This is a genomic window from Citrobacter sp. CK181 (assembly GCF_030333595.1).
Lineage (GTDB): Bacteria > Pseudomonadota > Gammaproteobacteria > Enterobacterales > Enterobacteriaceae > Citrobacter_B > Citrobacter_B koseri.
The window spans coordinates 319,935-340,640 of sequence record NZ_JAOWFN010000013.1 but is presented as its reverse complement, the minus strand read 5'-3'; the positions used below and the strand labels follow the sequence as shown (position 1 = coordinate 340,640).

General features: G+C 57.8%; 24 protein-coding genes. 22 read left to right on the top strand and 2 right to left on the bottom strand.

Going from position 1 to position 20,706, the window contains the following annotated elements:
* Positions 1-94 precede the first annotated feature (94 nt).
* Positions 95-340: a sulfurtransferase TusA gene (gene tusA / locus OGW17_RS12945; RefSeq protein ID WP_012135585.1), complete on the bottom strand. Its 246-nt coding sequence runs from the start codon at positions 338-340 to the stop codon at positions 95-97.
* Between the two features lie 170 nt (positions 341-510).
* Between tusA and OGW17_RS12940 the strand changes: the two genes are divergently transcribed.
* The gene (locus OGW17_RS12940; protein WP_012135586.1) at positions 511-1,176 is read left to right on the top strand and encodes a 7-cyano-7-deazaguanine/7-aminomethyl-7-deazaguanine transporter; all 666 of its coding nucleotides are present in this window, start codon (positions 511-513) and stop codon (positions 1,174-1,176) included.
* A 72-nt stretch (positions 1,177-1,248) separates the two neighbouring features.
* Positions 1,249-1,806 carry a DcrB family lipoprotein gene (locus OGW17_RS12935; protein ID WP_024131033.1) on the top strand — a complete coding sequence of 186 codons (558 nt, stop codon included), beginning with the start codon at positions 1,249-1,251 and terminating at the stop codon, positions 1,804-1,806.
* Between the two features lie 3 nt (positions 1,807-1,809).
* Here OGW17_RS12935 and OGW17_RS12930 read toward each other — a convergent pair whose 3' ends face one another.
* Positions 1,810-3,027, bottom strand: a complete 1,218-nt coding sequence (locus tag OGW17_RS12930; RefSeq protein WP_012135588.1) for an MFS transporter — start codon at positions 3,025-3,027, stop codon at positions 1,810-1,812.
* Between the two features lie 131 nt (positions 3,028-3,158).
* Between OGW17_RS12930 and OGW17_RS12925 the strand changes: the two genes are divergently transcribed.
* The 20 genes from OGW17_RS12925 (at position 3,159) to acpT (ending at position 20,367) form a co-directional block, all read left to right on the top strand.
* A complete protein-coding gene (locus OGW17_RS12925) occupies positions 3,159-4,208 on the top strand; it encodes an AI-2E family transporter (protein WP_012135589.1) in 1,050 nt (349 codons plus the stop codon).
* Positions 4,209-4,532: 324 nt separating this feature from the next.
* Positions 4,533-4,910: a hypothetical protein gene (locus OGW17_RS12920; protein WP_125337100.1), complete on the top strand. Its 378-nt coding sequence runs from the start codon at positions 4,533-4,535 to the stop codon at positions 4,908-4,910.
* Between the two features lie 151 nt (positions 4,911-5,061).
* Positions 5,062-6,123, top strand: a complete 1,062-nt coding sequence (locus tag OGW17_RS12915; protein WP_071259319.1) for a class I SAM-dependent methyltransferase — start codon at positions 5,062-5,064, stop codon at positions 6,121-6,123.
* Between the two features lie 57 nt (positions 6,124-6,180).
* Complete coding sequence (locus tag OGW17_RS12910; RefSeq protein ID WP_071259317.1) at positions 6,181-6,903, top strand: beta-ketoacyl synthase chain length factor; 723 nt, start codon at positions 6,181-6,183, stop codon at positions 6,901-6,903.
* 41 nt (positions 6,904-6,944) lie between these two features.
* Positions 6,945-7,715 carry a lysophospholipid acyltransferase family protein gene (locus tag OGW17_RS12905; protein WP_228096617.1) on the top strand — a complete coding sequence of 257 codons (771 nt, stop codon included), beginning with the start codon at positions 6,945-6,947 and terminating at the stop codon, positions 7,713-7,715.
* Positions 7,696-7,953 (top strand): phosphopantetheine-binding protein, encoded by a 258-nt coding sequence (locus tag OGW17_RS12900; protein ID WP_024131035.1) that lies wholly within the window; start codon positions 7,696-7,698, stop codon positions 7,951-7,953. The genes OGW17_RS12905 and OGW17_RS12900 overlap by 20 nt, the downstream gene beginning before the upstream one ends.
* A 12-nt stretch (positions 7,954-7,965) precedes the next feature.
* Positions 7,966-8,217 (top strand): acyl carrier protein, encoded by a 252-nt coding sequence (locus tag OGW17_RS12895; protein WP_012135597.1) that lies wholly within the window; start codon positions 7,966-7,968, stop codon positions 8,215-8,217.
* Positions 8,218-8,223: 6 nt separating this feature from the next.
* Positions 8,224-8,805 (top strand): COG4648 family protein, encoded by a 582-nt coding sequence (locus OGW17_RS12890; protein WP_071259316.1) that lies wholly within the window; start codon positions 8,224-8,226, stop codon positions 8,803-8,805.
* Positions 8,802-10,163, top strand: coding sequence for a class I adenylate-forming enzyme family protein (locus OGW17_RS12885; protein WP_110123646.1), 1,362 nt, complete (start codon positions 8,802-8,804; stop codon positions 10,161-10,163). Before OGW17_RS12890 ends, OGW17_RS12885 begins: the two co-directional genes overlap by 4 nt.
* The gene (locus OGW17_RS12880) at positions 10,150-10,503 is read left to right on the top strand and encodes an ApeI family dehydratase (protein WP_049011356.1); all 354 of its coding nucleotides are present in this window, start codon (positions 10,150-10,152) and stop codon (positions 10,501-10,503) included. Before OGW17_RS12885 ends, OGW17_RS12880 begins: the two co-directional genes overlap by 14 nt.
* A complete protein-coding gene (locus OGW17_RS12875) occupies positions 10,494-12,185 on the top strand; it encodes a glycosyltransferase family 2 protein (protein ID WP_071259312.1) in 1,692 nt (563 codons plus the stop codon). Before OGW17_RS12880 ends, OGW17_RS12875 begins: the two co-directional genes overlap by 10 nt.
* Before the next feature lie 3 nt (positions 12,186-12,188).
* Positions 12,189-12,611 carry an acyl-CoA thioesterase gene (locus OGW17_RS12870; RefSeq protein WP_012135602.1) on the top strand — a complete coding sequence of 141 codons (423 nt, stop codon included), beginning with the start codon at positions 12,189-12,191 and terminating at the stop codon, positions 12,609-12,611.
* A complete protein-coding gene (locus OGW17_RS12865) occupies positions 12,608-13,213 on the top strand; it encodes a LolA family protein (protein ID WP_012135603.1) in 606 nt (201 codons plus the stop codon). The genes OGW17_RS12870 and OGW17_RS12865 overlap by 4 nt, the downstream gene beginning before the upstream one ends.
* Complete coding sequence (locus OGW17_RS12860) at positions 13,182-15,506, top strand: MMPL family transporter (protein ID WP_071259310.1); 2,325 nt, start codon at positions 13,182-13,184, stop codon at positions 15,504-15,506. The genes OGW17_RS12865 and OGW17_RS12860 overlap by 32 nt, the downstream gene beginning before the upstream one ends.
* Positions 15,507-15,628: 122 nt before the next feature.
* Entirely contained in the window at positions 15,629-16,180 is a 552-nt protein-coding gene (locus OGW17_RS12855; RefSeq protein ID WP_096753934.1) for a DUF3261 domain-containing protein, read from the top strand.
* A gap of 1 nt (position 16,181) precedes the next feature.
* Entirely contained in the window at positions 16,182-17,351 is a 1,170-nt protein-coding gene (locus OGW17_RS12850) for a beta-ketoacyl-[acyl-carrier-protein] synthase family protein (protein ID WP_071259305.1), read from the top strand.
* Positions 17,348-17,824 carry a hotdog family protein gene (locus OGW17_RS12845; protein ID WP_071259303.1) on the top strand — a complete coding sequence of 159 codons (477 nt, stop codon included), beginning with the start codon at positions 17,348-17,350 and terminating at the stop codon, positions 17,822-17,824. Before OGW17_RS12850 ends, OGW17_RS12845 begins: the two co-directional genes overlap by 4 nt.
* The gene (locus OGW17_RS12840; RefSeq protein ID WP_012135608.1) at positions 17,821-18,552 is read left to right on the top strand and encodes a 3-ketoacyl-ACP reductase FabG2; all 732 of its coding nucleotides are present in this window, start codon (positions 17,821-17,823) and stop codon (positions 18,550-18,552) included. The genes OGW17_RS12845 and OGW17_RS12840 overlap by 4 nt, the downstream gene beginning before the upstream one ends.
* Positions 18,549-19,778 carry a beta-ketoacyl-ACP synthase gene (locus OGW17_RS12835; RefSeq protein WP_058668238.1) on the top strand — a complete coding sequence of 410 codons (1,230 nt, stop codon included), beginning with the start codon at positions 18,549-18,551 and terminating at the stop codon, positions 19,776-19,778. Before OGW17_RS12840 ends, OGW17_RS12835 begins: the two co-directional genes overlap by 4 nt.
* Position 19,779: 1 nt before the next feature.
* Positions 19,780-20,367, top strand: a complete 588-nt coding sequence (gene acpT / locus OGW17_RS12830) for a 4'-phosphopantetheinyl transferase AcpT (protein ID WP_012135610.1) — start codon at positions 19,780-19,782, stop codon at positions 20,365-20,367.
* Positions 20,368-20,706: the final 339 nt, after the last annotated feature.

Below are 20,706 nucleotides of genomic sequence, written 5' to 3'. Positions count from 1 at the left end.
GATGAAGGTGAAGTGCTTCACAAAAAAGCAGGAAAAATTGAAACGATGGTTTAAAAATGTCGCAGCGGTCACGCCGGTTTTATCCGGCTGAGACTCAATGCTTTTTACGCAGCAAATAACGATACGGCAGCGAATCCGTCTCTTTAGCCATCAGCTCATGTTCCATAAACGTACAAAAGCCAGGAATATCGCGGGTTGTCGCCGGATCGTCAGCAATAATCAGCAGCGTTTCGCCCGTTTGCATGTTACGCACGGTTTTACGCACCATCATTACCGGTTCCGGGCAGCGTAGCCCCTGGGCATCAAGCGTATGGTCGGGGGAGGAAAACAGATCGGTCATCTTCGTCTCATTCACTAAAAAAACGGCTGTAGTTTACGCCCTGTTTGCCCGTAAGCAAATCAAGTTAACGATTGCGTGAAAAACAACCATTGCAATACGTTTTCAAAGCAGTATGATGCGGCGGTTTTATTGGGTTCCCTCACCCCAAATATCGATCAAAAAGGTACAATATGAACTCCTTTACTCAAATACAGCGCGTAAAAGCGTTGTTCTGGCTATCGCTATTCCACTTACTGGTGATCACCTCCAGTAACTATCTGGTACAGCTTCCGATCTCTGTTTTCGGGTTCCACACGACGTGGGGCGCCTTTAGCTTTCCCTTTATTTTTCTCGCGACCGACCTGACCGTGCGCATTTTTGGCGCGCCGCTGGCACGACGGATAATCTTTGCGGTGATGATCCCGGCGCTGCTCATCTCCTATGTCATCTCATCGCTGTTTTATATGGGTTCCTGGCAGGGATTTGGCGCGCTGCTGCACTTCAACCTGTTTGTCGCGCGTATCGCCACCGCCAGCTTTATGGCGTATGCGCTGGGCCAGATTCTGGATGTACACGTCTTTAACCGTCTGCGCCAGAACCGCCGCTGGTGGATGGCTCCTACGGCCTCCACGCTGTTTGGCAACGTCAGCGATACCCTCGCCTTCTTCTTCATCGCTTTCTGGCGCAGCCCCGATGCCTTTATGGCCGAGCACTGGATGGAAATCGCCCTAGTCGATTACTGCTTCAAGGTGCTCATCAGCATTATTTTCTTCCTGCCGATGTATGGCGTATTGCTGAATATGTTGCTGAAAAGGCTGGCAGATAAATCTGAAATCTCGGCATTGCAGACGAGTTAAAGGTTCATTTTCCGAGTTGTGATAAGATGGATGAATGAGCCGTTATGGCCGTTTATCGAAAGGAAGAAGTCAATGCGCAATCTGGTTAAATATGTCGGTATTGGCCTGCTGGTTATGGGGCTTGCGGCCTGTGATAACAACGATACCAATGCTCCGGCAGAGGGAACCTCTACGGAAAGCAACGCAACCGGACAACCTGTCAGCCTGCTGGACGGTAAGCTGACGTTCTCACTGCCAGCGGATATGACCGACCAGAGCGGCAAGCTGGGCACTCAGGCCAATAATATGCACGTCTACTCTGACGCGACAGGCCAGAAAGCGGTGATCGTGATTGTTGGCGATAACACCAATGAAGACCTCGCCGTGCTGGCGAAACGTCTGGAAGATCAACAGCGCAGCCGCGACCCGCAGTTGCAGGTCGTGACCAATAAAGCCATCGAGCTGAAAGGTCACACGCTGCAACAGCTGGACAGCATTATCTCTGCGAAAGGCCAGACCGCGTACTCTTCCGTACTGCTGGGCAAAGTGGATAACCAACTGCTGACCCTGCAAATCACGCTGCCAGCAGACGATCAGCAGAAGGCGCAAACCGCCGCTGAAAACATCATTAACACACTGGTTATCCAGTAACGGTTAAGACGATGACACGGCCTCCTGCGATACCGCCGGAGGCCGTTTTTTTAACCGCCAGGTCAGCAACAGCGCAATCGCCACCAGACCCGCCGCCGCCAGATAGATAACCGGCACACCCGCCCAGGTCATCAGCAGCCCCGCCAGCGGCCCGGTCACGCCCAACGATAAATCCATAAACACCGTATAGGTCGCCAGCGCCGCCCCTTGATTCTGCTGCGGCACCGCCTTTACCGCCACCACGCCCAGCGCCGGAAAGACCAGCGAGAACCCCGCCCCCGCCAGTAGCACGCCAATTTTCGCCATCCACGGCATCAGCGCAACGCCCACCAGCAGCAACCCAATAATCTCCACGCTAAAGCAGATCATCGCCACGTTTAAGCCGCCTAACCGATTGATGCCATTGGGGAACAATAAACGGGCGCCCACAAACGCACAGCTAAACAGCGTGAGCGCGAAGGCGGCGCCATCCCACCCTTTCGCGTCATAAAACAGCGTGATGAAGGTGGCGATAACGCCGAATCCCGCGGATGCCAGCGCCAGCGCCATTCCATACAGCCAGACGCGCCCAAGCACGGCGCGAAACGGCAGCGGTTTGCCCTTACTGGCTTTCACCGCCGGGCGCGGGAGCGCAAACAGCACGGCCAGCAGCGCCACGCCCATGATCGTCAACGCCAGCCCCTGTAACCCGCCCCAGGCGTAAAACAACACGCCAAGCGGGGCGCCCATCGCCATCGCGCCATACGTGACAATACCGTTCCACGAAATCACCCGGCCAATATGCAGCGACCCCACCACGCCTACGCCCCAGAGCGTTGATCCGGTTCCGGCGAAGCTTTGTCCAATGCCCAGAATGACACGCCCCAGGCATAACAGCAGCAGGCTTGCAATCGGCCAGCCGCTGGCGAATCCCGCCAGGAGATAGCTCAGGCCGCTCAGAAAGCAGCCGCACAAACCAAAGACGACAACCTTTTTCGGCCCCAGCAGGTCAGCGTAGCGCCCCGCATGAGGGCGGCTCACGAGCGTCGCAAAATATTGTAAGCTTATGACCAGCCCCGCCCAGAAGGCGCTAAACCCCATCACATCATGGACATAGCCCGGCAGGACTGCGAGCGGCAAACCGATCGTCAGATAACTGGCGAAGTTAAAAATCACAACAGAAACGATACGCAGATTGAGGCGCAATCCGCTAAGCGCCGGTTCAGCGACGGGTTCGGGCATGGGAGGTCACCACGTTTTTACAACAGTGTTTCATTTTTATCATGCTGAGTCGCGAAAATCAGTAGCAAGATTAAGAATATTGGTCTCAGGCCAGGCGCTACACTTAGAAAAAATGCAAAAAGGAAGATGACATGACAACCCCTCACCCCGACAAAACGGGGATGCATATTCTGCTCAAACTGGCGTCGTTGGTCGTCATACTGGCAGGGCTCCATGCCGCAGCAGATATTATTGTGCAGCTCTTACTGGCGCTCTTTTTCGCCATTGTCCTCAACCCGCTGGTAACCTGGTTTATTCGTCGCGGCGTTAACCGCCCGGTGGCGATTACCCTCGTGGTGGTCGTGATGCTTATCGTACTGACGGCGCTGATCGGCGTGCTGGCTGCGTCAATCAATGAATTCGTCGCCATGCTGCCGAAATACAACAAGGAGCTGACGCGTAAGGTTCTGCATTTGCAGGAGATGCTGCCCTTCCTCAACCTGCACATGTCGCCGGAACGCCTGCTGCAACGCATCGACTCCGATAAACTGATGACCTTCACCACCACACTGATGACCGGCCTTTCCGGGGCGATGGCAAGCGTAGTCCTGCTGGTGATGACGGTGGTGTTTATGCTGTTCGAAGTTCGCCACGTTCCCTACAAACTGCGTTTCGCGCTGAACAACCCGCAAATTCACATTGCGGGTTTACACCGGGCGCTCAAAGGCGTGTCGCACTATCTGGCGCTGAAAACGCTGCTGAGCCTGTGGACCGGCGTGATTGTCTGGCTGGGGCTGGCGCTGATGGACATCCAGTTTGCGCTGATGTGGGGCGTGCTGGCGTTTTTACTCAACTATGTCCCTAATATTGGTTCGGTCATTTCAGCGGTGCCGCCGATGATTCAGGCGCTGCTGTTCAACGGTTTCTACGAATGCGTTCTGGTCGGCGCGCTCTTTCTGGTGGTGCATATGATCATCGGTAATATCCTGGAACCGCGCATGATGGGCCACCGCCTGGGAATGTCCACGCTGGTGGTGTTCCTCTCTTTACTGGTGTGGGGATGGTTATTAGGCCCGGTAGGGATGCTGCTTTCCGTTCCGCTTACCAGCGTCTGTAAGATCTGGATGGAGACCACCAAAGGCGGCAGCAAGCTGGCGATTTTACTGGGGCCGGGTCGCCCGAAAAGTCGGTTGCCCGGATAATTAATTTACCTACCAACCAGGGTAGTTTTTATCTACGCACCTGCCCGGTAAACTGTCATGCGTTTTAAATATATGTGGCAGTTTACCTTAAATGAAATATGTCCTGCCGCCCGTTATTTAATAAATAAGAAACAGCATTCGCCGGAATAAAACGACTTAACTCAAACAGATATAACAATATCGCATTCAGCCGGTTTTCGCGTGAAATGAAAAATGCATAAAATAAAAACCGACGCCATTATGGCTGGCGTTCGTTATTAATAAATTAATAAGCACATTATTAGTCAACTAGTTAATTGATAGGGAGTTTTCATGAAACAATTCATTAAATGGTTTGCCGCTATTGCGGTTGTGGGTGCTCTGGCGGGTTGCGCGCGTACTGCGCCTATCGATCAGGTTCACTCCAGTGTGAGCGCGGGCCATACTCAGGAGCAAGTCAAAAACGCCATTCTGAAGGCCGGCGTTCAACGTCAATGGATCATGTCTGAAGTCGGGCCTGGCGTTATCAAAGGACGTCAGCAGACGCGCAACCACGTCGCTGAAGTGCGCATTACCTACTCCGCCACCGGCTACGACATCAAATACGACAGCAGCCTCAATTTGCAGGCTTCCGGCGGCAAAATTCACAAAAACTACAACCGCTGGGTACATAACCTGGACAAAGACATCCAGGTTAACTTGTCCGCAGGCGCGGGTCTGTAATTCAGGCGGTACGCACTTTCATTCAGGTGGCATTGAGCTGAACGTTCACGTGTCAAAAGCGGCGGCCTGAAAGATGACGCGGATTATTAAAGTCGGGTCGAAGACGGCCCGATAACTCGCTTTTACCCCCTCTTAACAGGTTGTCCCCATTATGTACGAACAGGACTCGCTCAGCGCACTGGATGCCATCACGGAAGCACAACGTATCGCCTTCGCCCCCATGCTTTTCCAGGCCGCATTGTGTCTGCGTAACGCGGGCGTGCTGACATATCTGGATCGGCAGGGTAAACGCGGCGCAACGCTCGACGATATCACTGAAAACAGCAGCATCAATGAATATGCCGCCAGCGTACTGCTGGATATGGGATTAAGCGGACGTATTATTACTCACAAAGAGGGGCATTATTATCTCGCGAAGGTGGGGCATTTTCTTCTGCATGACGCCATGACCCGCATAAATATGGATTTCACCCAGGATGTTTGCTATCAGGGGCTGTTTTATCTGGAAAATGCGCTAAAGGAAGGCAAACCGTCAGGACTGAAAATATTCGGCGACTGGCCAACGATTTATCCCGCGCTGTCGCAATTACCGCAGGCGGCGCGTGACAGCTGGTTCGCCTTCGATCATTACTATTCCGACGGCGCATTTGACGCCGCGCTGCCTTATGTATTCGCCAGTCGCCCGGCAACCCTGTACGATGTGGGCGGAAATACCGGGAAATGGGCATTACGCTGCTGCCAGTACGATAAAAATATCGCGGTCACTTTATTAGATTTGCCACAACAAATTGCACTTGCCCGTAAAAATATCGAAAATGCAGGATTATCTCATCGCATAGATTTCCATGCAGTGGATATGCTGGGTGATACGCCTTTACCCGGAGAGGCCGATATCTGGTGGATGAGCCAATTTCTGGACTGCTTTTCACCGGAACAGATTATCACCATGCTCAGTAACGTTGCCCGCGTGATGAAACCCGGCGCAAGGCTGTGCATTATGGAGCTGTTCTGGGATGCGCAGAAATTTGAAGCGGCCTCTTTTAGCCTGAATGCGTCTTCGCTTTATTTTACCTGTATGGCAAATGGCAACAGCCGTTTCTACAGCGTAGAGAAGTTTTATCACTATCTGGACATGGCAGGGTTCCAGGTGGATGAACGCCATGACAACCTGGGCGTTGGGCATACTTTATTGATATGCCAAAAGAAAAAATAACAAAGTGACGTTAAAAAAACGTTACTGGTATCACCGGATTACCGCGGACGCGCGTTGATGAAATTTGCACTAAACATAACAGACTGGCAGGCCAGAGCCCCAGGACTTAGCGAAGCGACCCACTGGCAGCAGTGGTCGCGGGAGCCGTACGCCATCGATCCCGCCGCGCCGCAGGCAAAACTGCACGAACTCCCGATGATGACCGCCCGGCGGCTCAGTTCCGGCAGCAAACTGGCGGTGGAGTGCGGGTTGGCCATGCTGCGTCGCCACGATATCGACGCGGTGCTCTATACCAGCCGCCACGGCGAACTGGAGCGTAACTACCGCATCCTGCACGCGCTGGCGATGGAACAGGCGCTCTCTCCCACCGATTTCGCCCTGTCAGTACACAATTCCGCGGTCGGTAATCTGACCATTGCCGCAAAACAGCCGGTTGTCTCATCCTCGCTTTCCGCCGGGAGAGACACCTTCCAGCAAGGGTTGTGCGAAGTGATGTGCCTGCTTCAGGCGGGTTATCAGCGGGTACTGATGGTCGATTTCGACGGCTTCCTACCCGAGTTTTACCATCCGCGATTACCGCCACAGATGCCGACCTGGCCTTACGCCGTCGCCTTTGTCATTGAAGCGGGGAATGCGCTGTCCTGCGCCACGCGGCCCGGCGCGCCTCAGGATGAAATGCCGCTTCCGCAAAGCCTGCTGTTTTTACAGCGTTACTTACAAAACGCCGACGCCTTTACGCTGCCGGGCGAGCGGGTAGAGTGGCAGTGGAGCCGCGCGTGAACACGCTTCTGGCGCGCCTGGATTGGGCATGGCGACTGGTGATGACCGGTTTTTGTTTTGCCCTGTTCGGCATCGGCGGGCTGTTGCTTTCTGTCGTGTGGTTCAACTTATTGTTACTATTGGTATGGAACCCCGTCAGACGCCGCCGCCTGGCCCGTCGCAGCATTGCGGCCAGTTTTCGCGCCTTTTTAACGGTAGCGAAAACGCTTGGCGTTCTGGACTACCGCATCGAGGGGAGCGACGTGCTGCGACAGGAGAAAGGGTGTCTGGTGGTGGCGAACCATCCCACGCTTATCGATTACGTGCTGCTGGCTTCCGTCATGCCCGAAACCGACTGCCTGGTGAAGAGCGCACTGCTGAAAAACCCGTTCGTCAGCGGCGTTATTCGCGCGGCGGATTACCTGATCAACAGCCAGGCCGACGCGCTGTTACCGGCCTGCCAGCAGCGTCTGGATCAGGGCGACACAATATTGATTTTCCCCGAAGGGACGCGAACGCGACCCGGTGAAAAAATGACGCTGCAACGCGGCGCGGCCAATATCGCCGTACGCTGCGGCAGCGATTTACGCGTAGTGACTATCCACTGTAGCGAGCATCTGCTGGATAAGCAGAGCAAATGGTATGACGTGCCTCCCGCGAAACCTCTGTTTACCGTAGAGGTGCGCGAGCGGATCGCGATCGACCCGTTTAACGATGCAAATTTACAAGAACCGGCGCTGGCGGCAAGGCAGTTGAACCGGCATCTTTTGCTTCAATTACAACCAGGTGCTACACCTCTTTCAGGAATTAATGATGCAAGCGCTCTACCTTGAAATTAAAAATCTCATAATAAATACGCTGAATCTGGACGAGCTGTCCGCTGACGATATCGATACCGAGGCGGCGCTCTTTGGTGATGGTTTAGGACTGGATTCGATCGATGCCCTTGAGCTGGGGCTGGCGGTGAAAAACCAGTATGGCGTGGTGCTCTCCGCAGAGAGCGAAGAGATGCGTCAGCACTTCTTTTCCGTCGCCACGCTGGCATCTTTCATTCACGCTCAACGTGCCTGAGGCGAGTCCGTTATGACAGAACAACATGCCATTTATGAAGAAGTCTCCGCGCTTCTGGTCAAATTGTTTGAAATCGACCCTCAGGACATCAAACCTGAGGCGCGCCTGTATGAAGATCTGGAGCTGGACAGCATCGACGCCGTTGACATGATCGTGCATCTGCAAAAGAAAACCGGTAAGAAAATCAAGCCGGAAGAGTTCAAAGCGGTGCGTACCGTGCAGGATGTCGTCGACGCCGTAGAACGCCTGCTGAAAGAAGCGTAATACGCCATGTCAGGCGCTCACGCGCGTATGGGTATTCAGTTGCTGACCGGCCTGATGCTGCTGGCCTGGCCATTTTTGATCTGGTTTGGGCTGACGCATAACAGCCTCCACTGGCTGCTGCCGCTGATGGCGTTGCTGTTCTTTTTACGCTTTCGTCAGACCCGGCGACAGGCGGGGCCGCTGCGCGTCGTCACTCAGGTGGCGGCGGTGGCGGGCATAGCGCTTTGCGTCGCCAGCTATCTGCTTAAAACACATCAACTGCTGCTGTTTTACCCGGTCGTTGTTAACGGCGTCATGCTTGCCGTTTTTGGCGGCTCGCTGTGGACATCCATGCCGATTGTCGAACGCCTGGCGCGACTGCGTGAACCTGCGCTGCCGGAAGCCGCAGTGCGCTACACCCGTCGCGTAACACAAACCTGGTGCGCCTTTTTCATCGGCAACGGCGGTATTGCGCTCTTTACCGCGCTACACGGCGACATGGCGCTATGGACCGCCTGGAACGGCATGATTGCCTATCTGCTGATGGGCGCGTTGATGGCGGGCGAGTGGCTGGTGCGCCGCCAGGTGATTAAACGAGAAACACAATGAAGCAGACCCTTCCGCTCTCCCGCTGGCTCACCGCGCCACGCCCGGATGAAACGCCTGTTGCCTGGCTGGGTGAGGACACCTGGACGCTGGGCCACCTGCGCCATGACGTCGCGCAGTTGGTGAAACACCTGCAACAGCAGGAGGGCGAGCGCTGGGCGCTGTGTTTTGAGAACAGCTATCTGTTTATTGTTGCGCTGCTGGCAACGCTGCATAGCGGAAAAACGCCCGTTATTCCGGGGCATAACCGCGTCTCTCTGCTGGATGAGCAGCGCGCGCTGTTCAACGGCGTGCTCAGCGATAAGACGTCTGGCTGGCACGGCCCGCTGCTGGTGGTCAATACATCACGACAGTTCAGCGCAGAAGCCTTCACATTCGACGATATTGCCGCCGATGCCTTCGTTGAATTGTTTACCTCTGGCTCCACCGGTCAGCCCAAGCGCATCATCAAACCCATCGCGCGGCTGGATTGCGAGGCCGAACTGCTGGCGATGCGTTTTGCCGACCGCCTGGCAGGCTGTCGCGTCGTGGCGTCAGTCGTTCCTCAGCATCTGTACGGTCTGACTTTCCGTATTTTCCTGCCGATGGCGCTCGGCCTGCCGCTTCATGCCGCAATGCTCTACTACGCAGAGCAGCTTGCCGCGCTAAGCCACGACCACCGCTATGCGTTTATCAGCAGTCCGGCGTTCCTGAAACGCCTCGACCACCGGCTCACGCCGCCGCCGGTCAACATGATCCTTTCCGCAGGCGGTATGCTGCCCTGGGGCGATGTCACGCAAACCGCCGCCTGGCTCAATATCTGGCCGGATGAAATCTACGGCAGCACCGAAACCGGCATTCTCGCCTGGCGCTACCGCCAGCAGGAGGAGATCGCCTGGCTCCCCTTCCCCGGCGTACATTTCCAGCAGGAGGGCGAAGCATTTCGCGCCTTTTCGCCGCTGATCGTGCAGCAGGACGGCCTGTTGCTCGACGATATCCTCCAGTTTGATGAGAACGGCCAGTTCCGCCTGATGGGACGCCGGGGGCGCGTCGTCAAAATTGAAGAGAAACGGATCTCGCTCAGCGAAGTTGAACAGCGGCTGCTGGAATTGAAGGGCATCCGCGAGGCGGTCGCGCTGCCTGTTTCACGCGGCGGTCGTCAGGGCATTGGCGTTCTGCTGGTGCTGGATGACGAAACCCGCCAACAATGGCAGCGCTGCGGCGGCAAAGCCCAGGAGCTGACCTGGCGTCGTTCGCTGCTGCCGTGGCTGGAGCCGGTTGCCGTACCTCGCTACTGGCGCGTGATCGACGAGATCCCGGTCAACAGTATGAACAAGCGTGTCTATGCGCAATTACAGGAGTTATTTCATGATACCCCATGAAATTGAGCGCCATCAGGCACAACCCCAACAGCTTGAGATCGTCCTGCATCTCGACCCTTCCCTGTTCTGGTTCAGCGGCCACTTTACCGTGCAACCGCTGTTGCCCGGCGTCGCGCAGCTGGACTGGGTGATGCATTATGCCACCACGCTGCTCACGCCCGGCTGGCGTTTTCACAGCATCCAGAACGTCAAATTCCAGGCACCGCTGCTGCCTGAAACCACGGTGACGCTGACCCTGAGCTGGCAGGAAACCCGCCAGCTCCTGACGTTTAGCTATCAGCGCCACGATGGCGACGCGCGGCATACCGCCAGCAGCGGGAAGATCCGGTTATGCCGTTGACCTTCACTCCCTGCGTGCTCATCCCCTGCTACAACCACGGCGCGATGATGGCGCGGGTGCTGGCGCGGCTACAGCCGTTTAATCTGCCCTGCATTGTGGTGGATGACGGCAGTGACGAAACAACACGTCGGCAATTAGCACAGCTGGCGGCTCAGGAACCGAACCTGACGCTGATCCGCCTGCCGGAAAACGCGGGCAAAGGCGCTGCGGTGATTCGTGGGCTACAGGCGGCCTCAGACGCGGGATTTACCCACGCGGTGCAGGTGGACGCCGACGGCCAACATGCCATTGAAGATATTCCGAAGCTGCTCGAACTGGCGCAGGAAAACCCAGCCGCGCTGATCTCCGGGCAGCCGATCTATGACGATTCCATTCCCCGTTCGCGCCTGTACGGTCGCTGGATAACCCACGTCTGGGTATGGATTGAAACGCTTTCGTTCCAGTTGAAAGACAGCATGTGCGGGTTTCGCGTGTATCCGGTCGCCCCTGTGCTACAACTGGCGCAACGCGTCACGCTCGGCAAACGGATGGACTTCGACACCGAAGTCATGGTGCGCCTCTACTGGCAGGGCAACACCAGCTATTTTGTCCCGACCCGCGTTACCTATCCGCTGGATGGACTGTCCCATTTTGACGCGCTAAAAGACAACTGCCGAATTTCACTGATGCACACCCGCTTGTTCTTCGGCATGCTGCCGCGCATCCCGTCTTTGCTGTTTCGCCGCTCGTCGCCGCACTGGGCGCGCCAGCAGGAAGTTAAAGGGCTGTGGGGAATGCGTCTGATGCTGCTGGTCTGGCGTCTGCTTGGGCGTAAGGCGTTCTCGCTGCTGCTTTATCCGGTGGTCGGCGTCTACTGGCTGACGGCAGCGCACGCCCGCAACGCGTCGCAACACTGGCTGACCCGCGTGCGAACGCAACTGACGTCACACCAGCGCCCCGTTCCGTCCCGGCTGACCAGCTTCCACCACTTTCTGCGTTTTGGCGAGGCGATGCTGGATAAAATCGCCAGCTGGCGCGGGGAGCTACAGTTTGGCCGCGATGTGGTCTTTGCGCCGGGCGCAGAAGCGACGCTCAACATCACGGCGCCAACGGGCAAACTGCTGCTGGCCTCGCATCTGGGCGATGTCGAAGCCTGCCGCGCGCTGGCGCAATTGCAGGGCAGCAAAACCATCAACGCTCTGGTGTTCAGCGACAATGCCCAACGTTTTAAGCAGATCATGGACGAGATGGCGCCGCAGGCCGGGCTGAACCTGATGCCCGTCACCGACATCGGCCCGGACACCGCCATCCTGCTGAAAGAGAAGCTGGAACGCGGCGAGTGGATCGCCATTGTTGGCGACCGTATTGCGGTTAACCCACAGCGTGGCGGCGAGTGGCGCGTCTGCTGGAGTCGTTTTATGGGTCAGCCCGCGCCGTTTCCGCAGGGGCCATTTATTCTGGCCTCCATCCTGCGCTGCCCGGTTCAGCTTATTTTCGCTCTGCGCCAGAACGGGAAACGGCATATCCACTGTGAACCGTTCGCCGACCCGCTGCTGTTGCCGCGCGCCGAACGCCAGCAGGCATTACAGCAGGCCATCGACCGCTACGCCGAACGCCTTGAGCACTACGCGCTACAGTCGCCGCTCGACTGGTTTAATTTTTTCGATTTCTGGCAACTGCCGGATGCCAAAAACAAGGAGTAAAGGGTGCTTAACGATCCCCGTTTTACTGCTGAAGTAGAGCTGACCATTCCGTTCCACGACGTCGATATGATGGGCGTCGCGTGGCACGGCAACTATTTCCGCTACTTCGAGATTGCCCGTGAGGCGCTGCTCAACCAGTTCGACTATGGCTACCGCCAGATGAAAGCGTCCGGCTACCTGTGGCCCGTGGTCGATACCCGCGTGAAGTACCGCAACGCGCTGACATTCGAACAACGCATTCGGGTGCGCGCCCGTCTTGAAGAGTACGAAAACCGCCTGCGCATCGGCTACGAAATTTTTGATGCGCAGACGGGAAAACGCGCCACGACGGGTTACACCATCCAGGTAGCGGTAGAAGAGAAAAGCCGCGAGATGTGCTTCGTCAGCCCGGATATTTTGTTTGAACGTATGGGAGTAACGCCATGAGATTCCTGCCGCTGCTGGCGCTGATCATCAGCCCGTTCGTGAGCGCTCTGACGCTCGACGATCTGCAACAGCGCTTTACCGAACAGCCGGTTGTCCGCGCCCACTTCGATCAAACCCGGACGATTAAGGATCTGCCGCAACCGCTGCGATCCCAGGGCAGGATGCTGATCGCTCGCGACCAGGGGCTGCTGTGGGATCAAACCGCCCCGTTCCCGATGCAGCTGCTGCTGGACGACAAACGGATGGTACAGGTGATCAACGGCCAGCCGCCGCAGGTCATCACCGCCGAAAACAACCCGCAGATGTTCCAGTTTAACCACCTGCTGCGCGCGCTGTTCCAGGCTGACCGCAGCGTGCTGGAGCAGAACTTCCGCGTCGATTTCGCCGATAAAGGCGAGGGGCGCTGGGCGCTGCGGCTGACGCCGATCACCACGCCGCTGGACAAGATTTTCGCCACGATTAACCTGGCCGGACAAACGTATCTGGAGTCAATCCAACTGAATGATAAACAAGGTGATCGCACGGATATCGCACTCACTCAACACCAACTGACGCCCGCTCAACTGACCGATGACGAACGCCAACGTTTTACCGCGCAATAACCGTAAAAGCCTCGCGCTGCTATGGGGTGTCGCCTGCCTGATTATGTTGGGCGCATTGCTGACGCTGCTGCCCCAGTCACGGCTGAACAGCAGCGTGCTGGCAATGCTGCCAAAACAGGCTTTAGGGAACATTCCGCCTGGCCTGAACGACGGTTTCATGCAGCGCCTCGACCAACAGCTGGTCTGGCTGGTAAGCCCGGGTAAACAGGCCGATCCGCAGGTGGCGCGCGACTGGCTCGCGCTGTTGCAAAAATCCCACGCGCTGGCGGACGTCAAAGGCCCGATGGACGCCGACAGCCAGCAGGCATGGGGCGCCTTTTTCTGGCAGCATCGCAACGGCCTGATCGATGAGGCCACCCGCGCTCGTCTGCAAAACGGCGGCGACGCGCAGGCGCAGTGGATTCTGTCTCAGCTGTATTCCGCCTTCTCCGGGGTGAGCGGTAAAGAGCTGCAAAACGATCCGCTGATGCTGATGCGCGGTTCGCAGCTGGCGATGGCGAAAAACGGCCAGCGTCTGCGGCTGATGGACGGCTGGCTGGTCACTCAGGATGAGCAGGGGCACTACTGGTATCTGCTGCACGGCGAGCTGGCCGGTTCGTCGTTTGATATGCAGCAAACGCACCAGCTCGTCACCACGCTCAGCGCGCTGGAAGGTGAACTAAAAACGCGTTATCCGCAGGCGCAGCTGCTGTCGCGCGGTACGGTTTTTTACAGTGATTACGCCAGCCAGCAGGCGAAACAGGATGTTTCCACCCTTGGCGTGGCGACGGTTCTGGGCGTGATTCTGCTGATCGTGGCGGTCTTTCGCTCGCTGCGCCCGCTGCTGCTGTGCCTGATATCAATTGGCGTCGGCGCGCTGGCCGGAACCGTCGTCACCCTGCTGATTTTTGGCGAGCTGCACCTGATGACGCTGGTGATGAGCATGAGCATCATCGGCATTTCGGCCGACTATACGCTTTATTACCTGACCGAGCGCATGGTGCACGGCAACGACGCGTCGCCGTGGCAGAGCCTCGCCAAAGTGCGTAACGCCCTGCTGCTGGCGCTGCTGACCACCGTCGCGGCGTATCTGATCATGATGCTCGCCCCTTTCCCCGGCATTCGCCAGATGGCGGTATTTGCCGCCGTGGGATTAAGCGCCTCCTGCCTGACGGTCATTTTCTGGCATCCGTGGCTGTGTCGCGGGCTGCCTGTGCGCCCCGTTCCGGCAATGGTGCTGATGTTGCGCTGGCTGGCGGCGTGGCGGCGCAATAAAAAACTGTCCATCGGCCTGCCTGTGGCGCTGGCGATCTTCTCGCTGGCGGGCATCGCAACGCTGCATGTGGATGACGATATTTCACAGCTACAGGCGCTGCCGCAGCAAATACTGGCGCAGGAAAAAGCGATCACCGCCCTGACCGGGCAGAGCGTCGATCAGAAATGGTTTGTGGTTTACGGTCAGTCCGCACAGCAAACGCTGGAGCGGCTGGAAGCCTTTACCCCAGCGCTGGAACAGGCAAAGCGTGACGGGCTGCTCAGCGGCTATCGCACGCTTCCGATCAACTCGCTCGCCCGTCAGCAGCAGGATCTGAAGCTACTGAAAAACGCCGCTCCGGCGGTGAGCCGCGCGCTACAGAATGCCGGGCTTTCCACGGTTAACCCGGATCTGAACGCCATGCCGGTAACGGTGGACGCCTGGCTTGCCAGCCCGGCCAGCGAAGGCTGGCGGCTGCTGTGGCTGACGCGGGAGAGTGGCGAAAGCGGCGTGCTGGTGCCGGTAGACGGCGTGAAGCGGAGCGCCGCGCTGAACGCCCTCGCCACGCAATATTCCGGCGTGGCGTGGGTTGACCGAAAAAGCACCTTTGACACGCTGTTCGCCCTCTATCGCAATGTGCTGACGGGACTGCTGTTTGTGGCGCTGGCGGTCATTGCCTGCGGCGCGATGATCAGGCTTGGCTGGCGCAAAGGGCTGGTAAGCCTGGTGCCGTCAGTGCTGTCGCTGGGCTGCGGTCTGGCGGCGCTGACATTGAGCGGCCATGCGGTCAATCTGTTCTCGCTATTAGCGCTGGTGCTGGTGCTGGGGATTGGCATCAACTATACGCTGTTTTTCAGCAACCCACGCGGAACGCCGCTGACCTCGCTGCTGGCGATTACGCTGGCGATGATGACCACGCTGCTGACCCTCGGCATGCTGGTCTTTAGCGCCACCCAGGCCATCAGCAGTTTCGGTATCGTACTGGTCAGCGGGATTTTCACCGCATTTCTGTTATCGCCTCTGGCAATGCCCGGTAAAAAAGAGAAAAAAAGAAGATGATCAAACAAACAGCGCGCTGGTTGAGACACCTTTTGCCGGATGGCGGCTTTGCCTTATCCGGCCTACGCCAGCGCACAAACCGCAGGCCGGATAAGCGTAGTGCCATCCGGCAGTTTCTGCTGATGACCGCAGCGCTCATTCTGACCGGATGCAGCCACTCGCAGAAAGCGCCGGAAGGCCGCCCGCAGGCGTGGCTGGAACCCGGCGCGCGCGTCACGCTGCCTGCGCCGGGCATCTCTCCGGCGGTCAGTTCGCAACAACTGCTCACCGGCAGCTTTAACGGCAAAACCCAGTCGCTGCTGGTGATGCTCAATGCCGACGAGCAAAAAATCACCCTTGCCGGACTGTCGTCGGTTGGCATCCGCCTGTTCCTTGTCACCTATGATGAGAAAGGGCTGCACACCGAGCAGTCCATCGTGGTGCCGCAGCTGCCGCCCGCCAGCCAGGTTCTGGCCGACGTAATGCTCAGCCACTGGCCGATTAGCGCCTGGCAGCCGCAGTTGCCGACGGGATGGACGCTCACCGACAACGGCGACAAACGCGAGCTGCGCAATGCCAGCGGTAAGCTGGTGACGGAAATTATCTATCTGAACCGCAAAGGCAAACGCGAGCCGATCAGCATTGAGCAGCATGTGTTCAAATACCACATCACCATTCAATATCTGGGTGACTGATATGATCTATATTTCTGCGGTCGGTATGATCAACGCGCTGGGCAACGATACGGATGAGATCGCCACGAACCTGACACGCGGCGTGGCGCCTGGTATGCGCCCTCGCCCCGGCTGGCTACAGGGGCATCCGCAGGCGGTGCTCGCCGGTGTTGACGGCGAACTGCCCGCCATCCCCGATGACTTTGCCGCTCATCGTTCGCGCAACAATCAGCTGCTGCTGGCCGCGCTCGCGCAGATCCAGCCCCGGGTGGATGAAGCCATCGCGCAGTATGGCCGCGATCGCGTCGCCGTGGTGCTCGGCACCAGCACCTCCGGCCTCGACGAGGGTGATGCCCATGTCAACCTGACGCTAAACGGCCAGGAAAGCCTCTCCTGGCAGTACCCGCAGCAGGAGCTGGGCGATCCGTCGCGCTTTCTCAGCCACTGGCTGGCGCTTGATGGCCCGGCGTTTACCCTTTCCACCGCCTGTTCCTCCAGCGCCAGAGCGATCATCAGCGGACGCCGACTGATCGAAGCCGGTCTGGCGGACGTGGCGATTGTCGGCGGCGCGGACACCTTAAGCCGGATGCCGATTAACGGCTTCCACAGCCTGGAGTCGCTCTCTCCAACGCGATGCCTGCCGTTCGGCCGGGATCGCAGCGGCATTACCATCGGCGAAGGGGCCGCGCTGATGCTGCTGACCCGCGAACCGCAGCCTGTCGCGCTGCTGGGCGTCGGCGAGTCCAGCGACGCGTACCATATTTCCGCGCCGCATCCGCAAGGTGAAGGCGCGATTCGCGCGATTACCCAGGCGCTCGATGACGCAGGCATCACACCGACGCAGGTGGGTTATATCAACCTGCACGGCACCGCCACGCCGCTCAACGACCAGATCGAATCGAAAGTCGTGAGTGAACTGTTTGGCGAGAATGTGCCCTGTAGCTCCACCAAACATCTGACCGGGCACACACTGGGCGCTGCGGGAATCACCGAAGCCGCCCTCAGCATGTTGATTCTGCAACGCGGCTTGCCGCTGCCGCCGCAGGATTTCAGTGATTCGCCGCGTGACCCGGCGTTGCCGCGCTGCGGCATCATCGAACAACCGCGCGCGCTTGAACGCCCGGTGATCTTATCTAACTCGTTCGCCTTTGGCGGCAACAACGCCAGCATTCTGCTCGGGAGGGTTTCATGAGTCGCTATTTATCACCCGGCGAGTATCTGCCGCATGACGCCCCCATGTTGCTGCTCGAAGACGTCGAGTGCGTCACGGACGAGTCCGCCGCCTGCCGCGTCACCGTGGCGCCAGGCGGCGTGCTGGCCCCGTTTCTTGACCCGCAGGGCAATCTGCCCGGCTGGTTCGCGCTGGAACTGATGGCGCAAACCGTCGGCGTCTGGTCAGGCTGGCATCGTCATCAACAGGATCAGAGCGCCATCTCTTTGGGCATGGTGCTCGGCGCGCGTGAACTCATCTGCGCCGCAGGCGCCCTCCCCGCCGGGGAAACGCTGACCATCAGGGCCACATTACTCATGCAGGATGAGCGTTTCGGCAGCTTTGAATGCACAATCGACGTGGGGGATGACACGCTGGCGACAGGCCGTGTAAATACGTTCCAGCCCACGCAGGAAGAACTCACCACGCTATTTCAACAGGGAGCTGCAACATGAGTCGTTCCGTTCTGGTTACCGGGGCCAGCAAAGGCATCGGTCGCGCCATCGCCCGTCAACTGGCGGCTGACGGCTTTGTTGTCGGGGTTCACTATCACCGTGACGCACAGGGTGCGCAAGAAACGCTGGATGCCATTCTCGCCGTCGGCGGCGCAGGCCGTCTGCTCAGTTTTGACGTCGCCAGTCGCGAGCAGTGCCGCGAGGTACTGGAGCAGGATATCGACGCGCATGGCCCGTGGTATGGCGTAGTCAGCAACGCCGGGATCACCCGCGACGCCGCCTTTCCGGCGCTGAGCGACGACGACTGGGATGCCGTGATCCACACCAATCTCGACAGCTTTTACAATGTAATTCAGCCGTGCATCATGCCGATGATTAGCGCACGTCAGGGTGGACGGATCATTACCCTGTCATCCGTTTCCGGCGTGATGGGCAACCGTGGTCAGGTTAACTACAGCGCCGCAAAAGCGGGCATTATCGGTGCGACAAAAGCGCTGGCGATTGAGCTGGCAAAACGTAAAATCACCGTCAACTGCATCGCGCCGGGGCTGATTGACACCGGCATGATCGCAATGGAAGAGGCCGCGCTGAAAGAGGCGATGTCCATCATCCCAATGAAACGTATGGGCCAGGCAGATGAAGTGGCAGGGCTGGCCAGTTATTTAATGTCGGATATTGCGGGTTACGTTACCCGCCAGGTCATATCCATCAATGGAGGGATGTTATGACGCGTCGCGTTGTGATTACAGGCATGGGCGGCGTCACCGCGTTTGGCGAGAACTGGCAGGACGTTTCCACCAGACTGAAAGCTTACGAAAACGCCGTGCGCCAGATGCCGGAATGGCAGGTTTATGACGGACTGCATACGCTGCTTGGCGCGCCAGTCGATGATTTCACCCTACCGGCACACTATACCCGCAAGCGTATTCGGGCGATGGGCCGCGTGTCGCTCATGTCCACCCGCGCCACCGAACTGGCGCTGGAGCAGGCAGGGCTTATCGACGATGCGGTGTTGACCAACGGCGAAACCGGAATTGCCTATGGTTCTTCTACCGGCAGTACCGGCCCGGTGAGCGAATTCGCCACCATGCTGACGGAAAAACACACCAACAACATCACCGGCACCACTTACGTGCAGATGATGCCGCACACCACCGCCGTCAATACCGGGCTGTTCTTTGGCCTGCGGGGTCGCGTGATCCCGACGTCCAGCGCCTGCACCTCCGGCAGTCAGGCGATTGGTTATGCCTGGGAAGCGATTCGTCACGGCTACCAGACGGTGATGGTCGCCGGCGGCGCAGAAGAGTTATGCCCGTCTGAAGCGGCGGTTTTTGACACGCTGTTCGCCACCAGCCAGCGCAATGACGAACCGAAAACGACGCCTTCGCCGTTCGATGAAAAGCGCGATGGTCTGGTGATTGGCGAAGGCGCAGGAACGCTGATTCTCGAAGAGCTGGAACATGCCAAAGCCCGAGGGGCGACCATTTACGGCGAAATCATCGGCTTTGCCACTAACTGCGACGCCGCGCATATCACCCAGCCACAGCGTGAAACCATGCAGATTTGCATGGAACAATCGCTGAAAATAGCAGGCTTAAGCGCACGGGATATAGGGTACATTTCTGCCCACGGCACGGCGACCGATCGGGGCGATATCGCAGAAAGTCAGGCAACGGCCGCAATTTATAGCGATAATGTGCCGATCTCCTCGCTAAAAAGCTACTTTGGGCATACCCTTGGCGCCTGCGGGGCACTGGAAGCCTGGATGAGTCTGCAAATGATGCGTGAAGGTTGGTTTGCACCTACGCTAAACTTGAGTCAGCCGGATACCCAATGCGGCGCGCTGGATTACATCATGGGTGAAGCCCGCAAGATTGATTGTGAGTTTTTGCAAAGCAACAACTTTGCGTTTGGCGGCATCAATACTTCTATCATTATTAAACGTTGGCCCTGATATGTACCGGATTGTTCTGGGAAAAGTTTCGACACTGAGCACAGGCGCGCTGCCGTCGCCACTGTACGCACAGGCGCCGCAGGGCGCTCGCCGCGCGCGCTGGCTGGCCGGTCGCGTACTGCTTTCCCATGCCCTTTCGCCATTGCCGGAGATTGTGTATGGCGAACAGGGAAAACCTGCTTTTTCTCCTGACACCCGGCTCTGGTTTAACCTGAGTCATAGCGGGGACGATATCGCCCTGCTGCTGAGCGACGAGGGCGAAGTCGGCTGCGACATTGAAGTGATCCGCCCGCGAGATAACTGGCGGTCGCTGGCCAACGCGGTGTTCAGCCTTGGCGAACATGCGGAAGTAGAAGCCGAACATCCCGAACAACAGCTGACGGCGTTCTGGCGCATCTGGACGCGCAAAGAGGCTATCGTAAAACAGCGCGGCGGCAGCGCCTGGCAAATCGTCAGCGTGGACAGCACGCTCAACTCGGCGTTGTCGGTCAGCCAGTGCCAGCTCGATACCCTGAGTCTGGCGGTCTGCACGCCGACACCGTTCACGCTGACCGCCGATTGCGTGCAGCGCCTGGAATCCATCGCGTAAATTTGTATGTCATGCCTGCCGTTAAATCTTTACGGAGAACATTTCATTCTGACGCGTGATTCCGTTCACTTTAGGTTCAGCATTTCTCTGGAATTTCATCACCCGTGAACGCGTTAAGGGGGCTATCGCTGCCCCCTTAACAATCCCCGCTCCCGGCAGGAAAATTGTTGCTTCGCAATACCCTCCGCTTATTCCTTCAGGCTACCGGGGCGGGCGCGAGGTAGCGTCCCTGCAAAACGCGCCCTGAACCCGCATCCATGCGGGTTCCTCCGGCCTTACGGAAACACGTCGGCAATTTTCAGCCGGACCCGCCCACACCTGACCATTTCCACGGTTTGT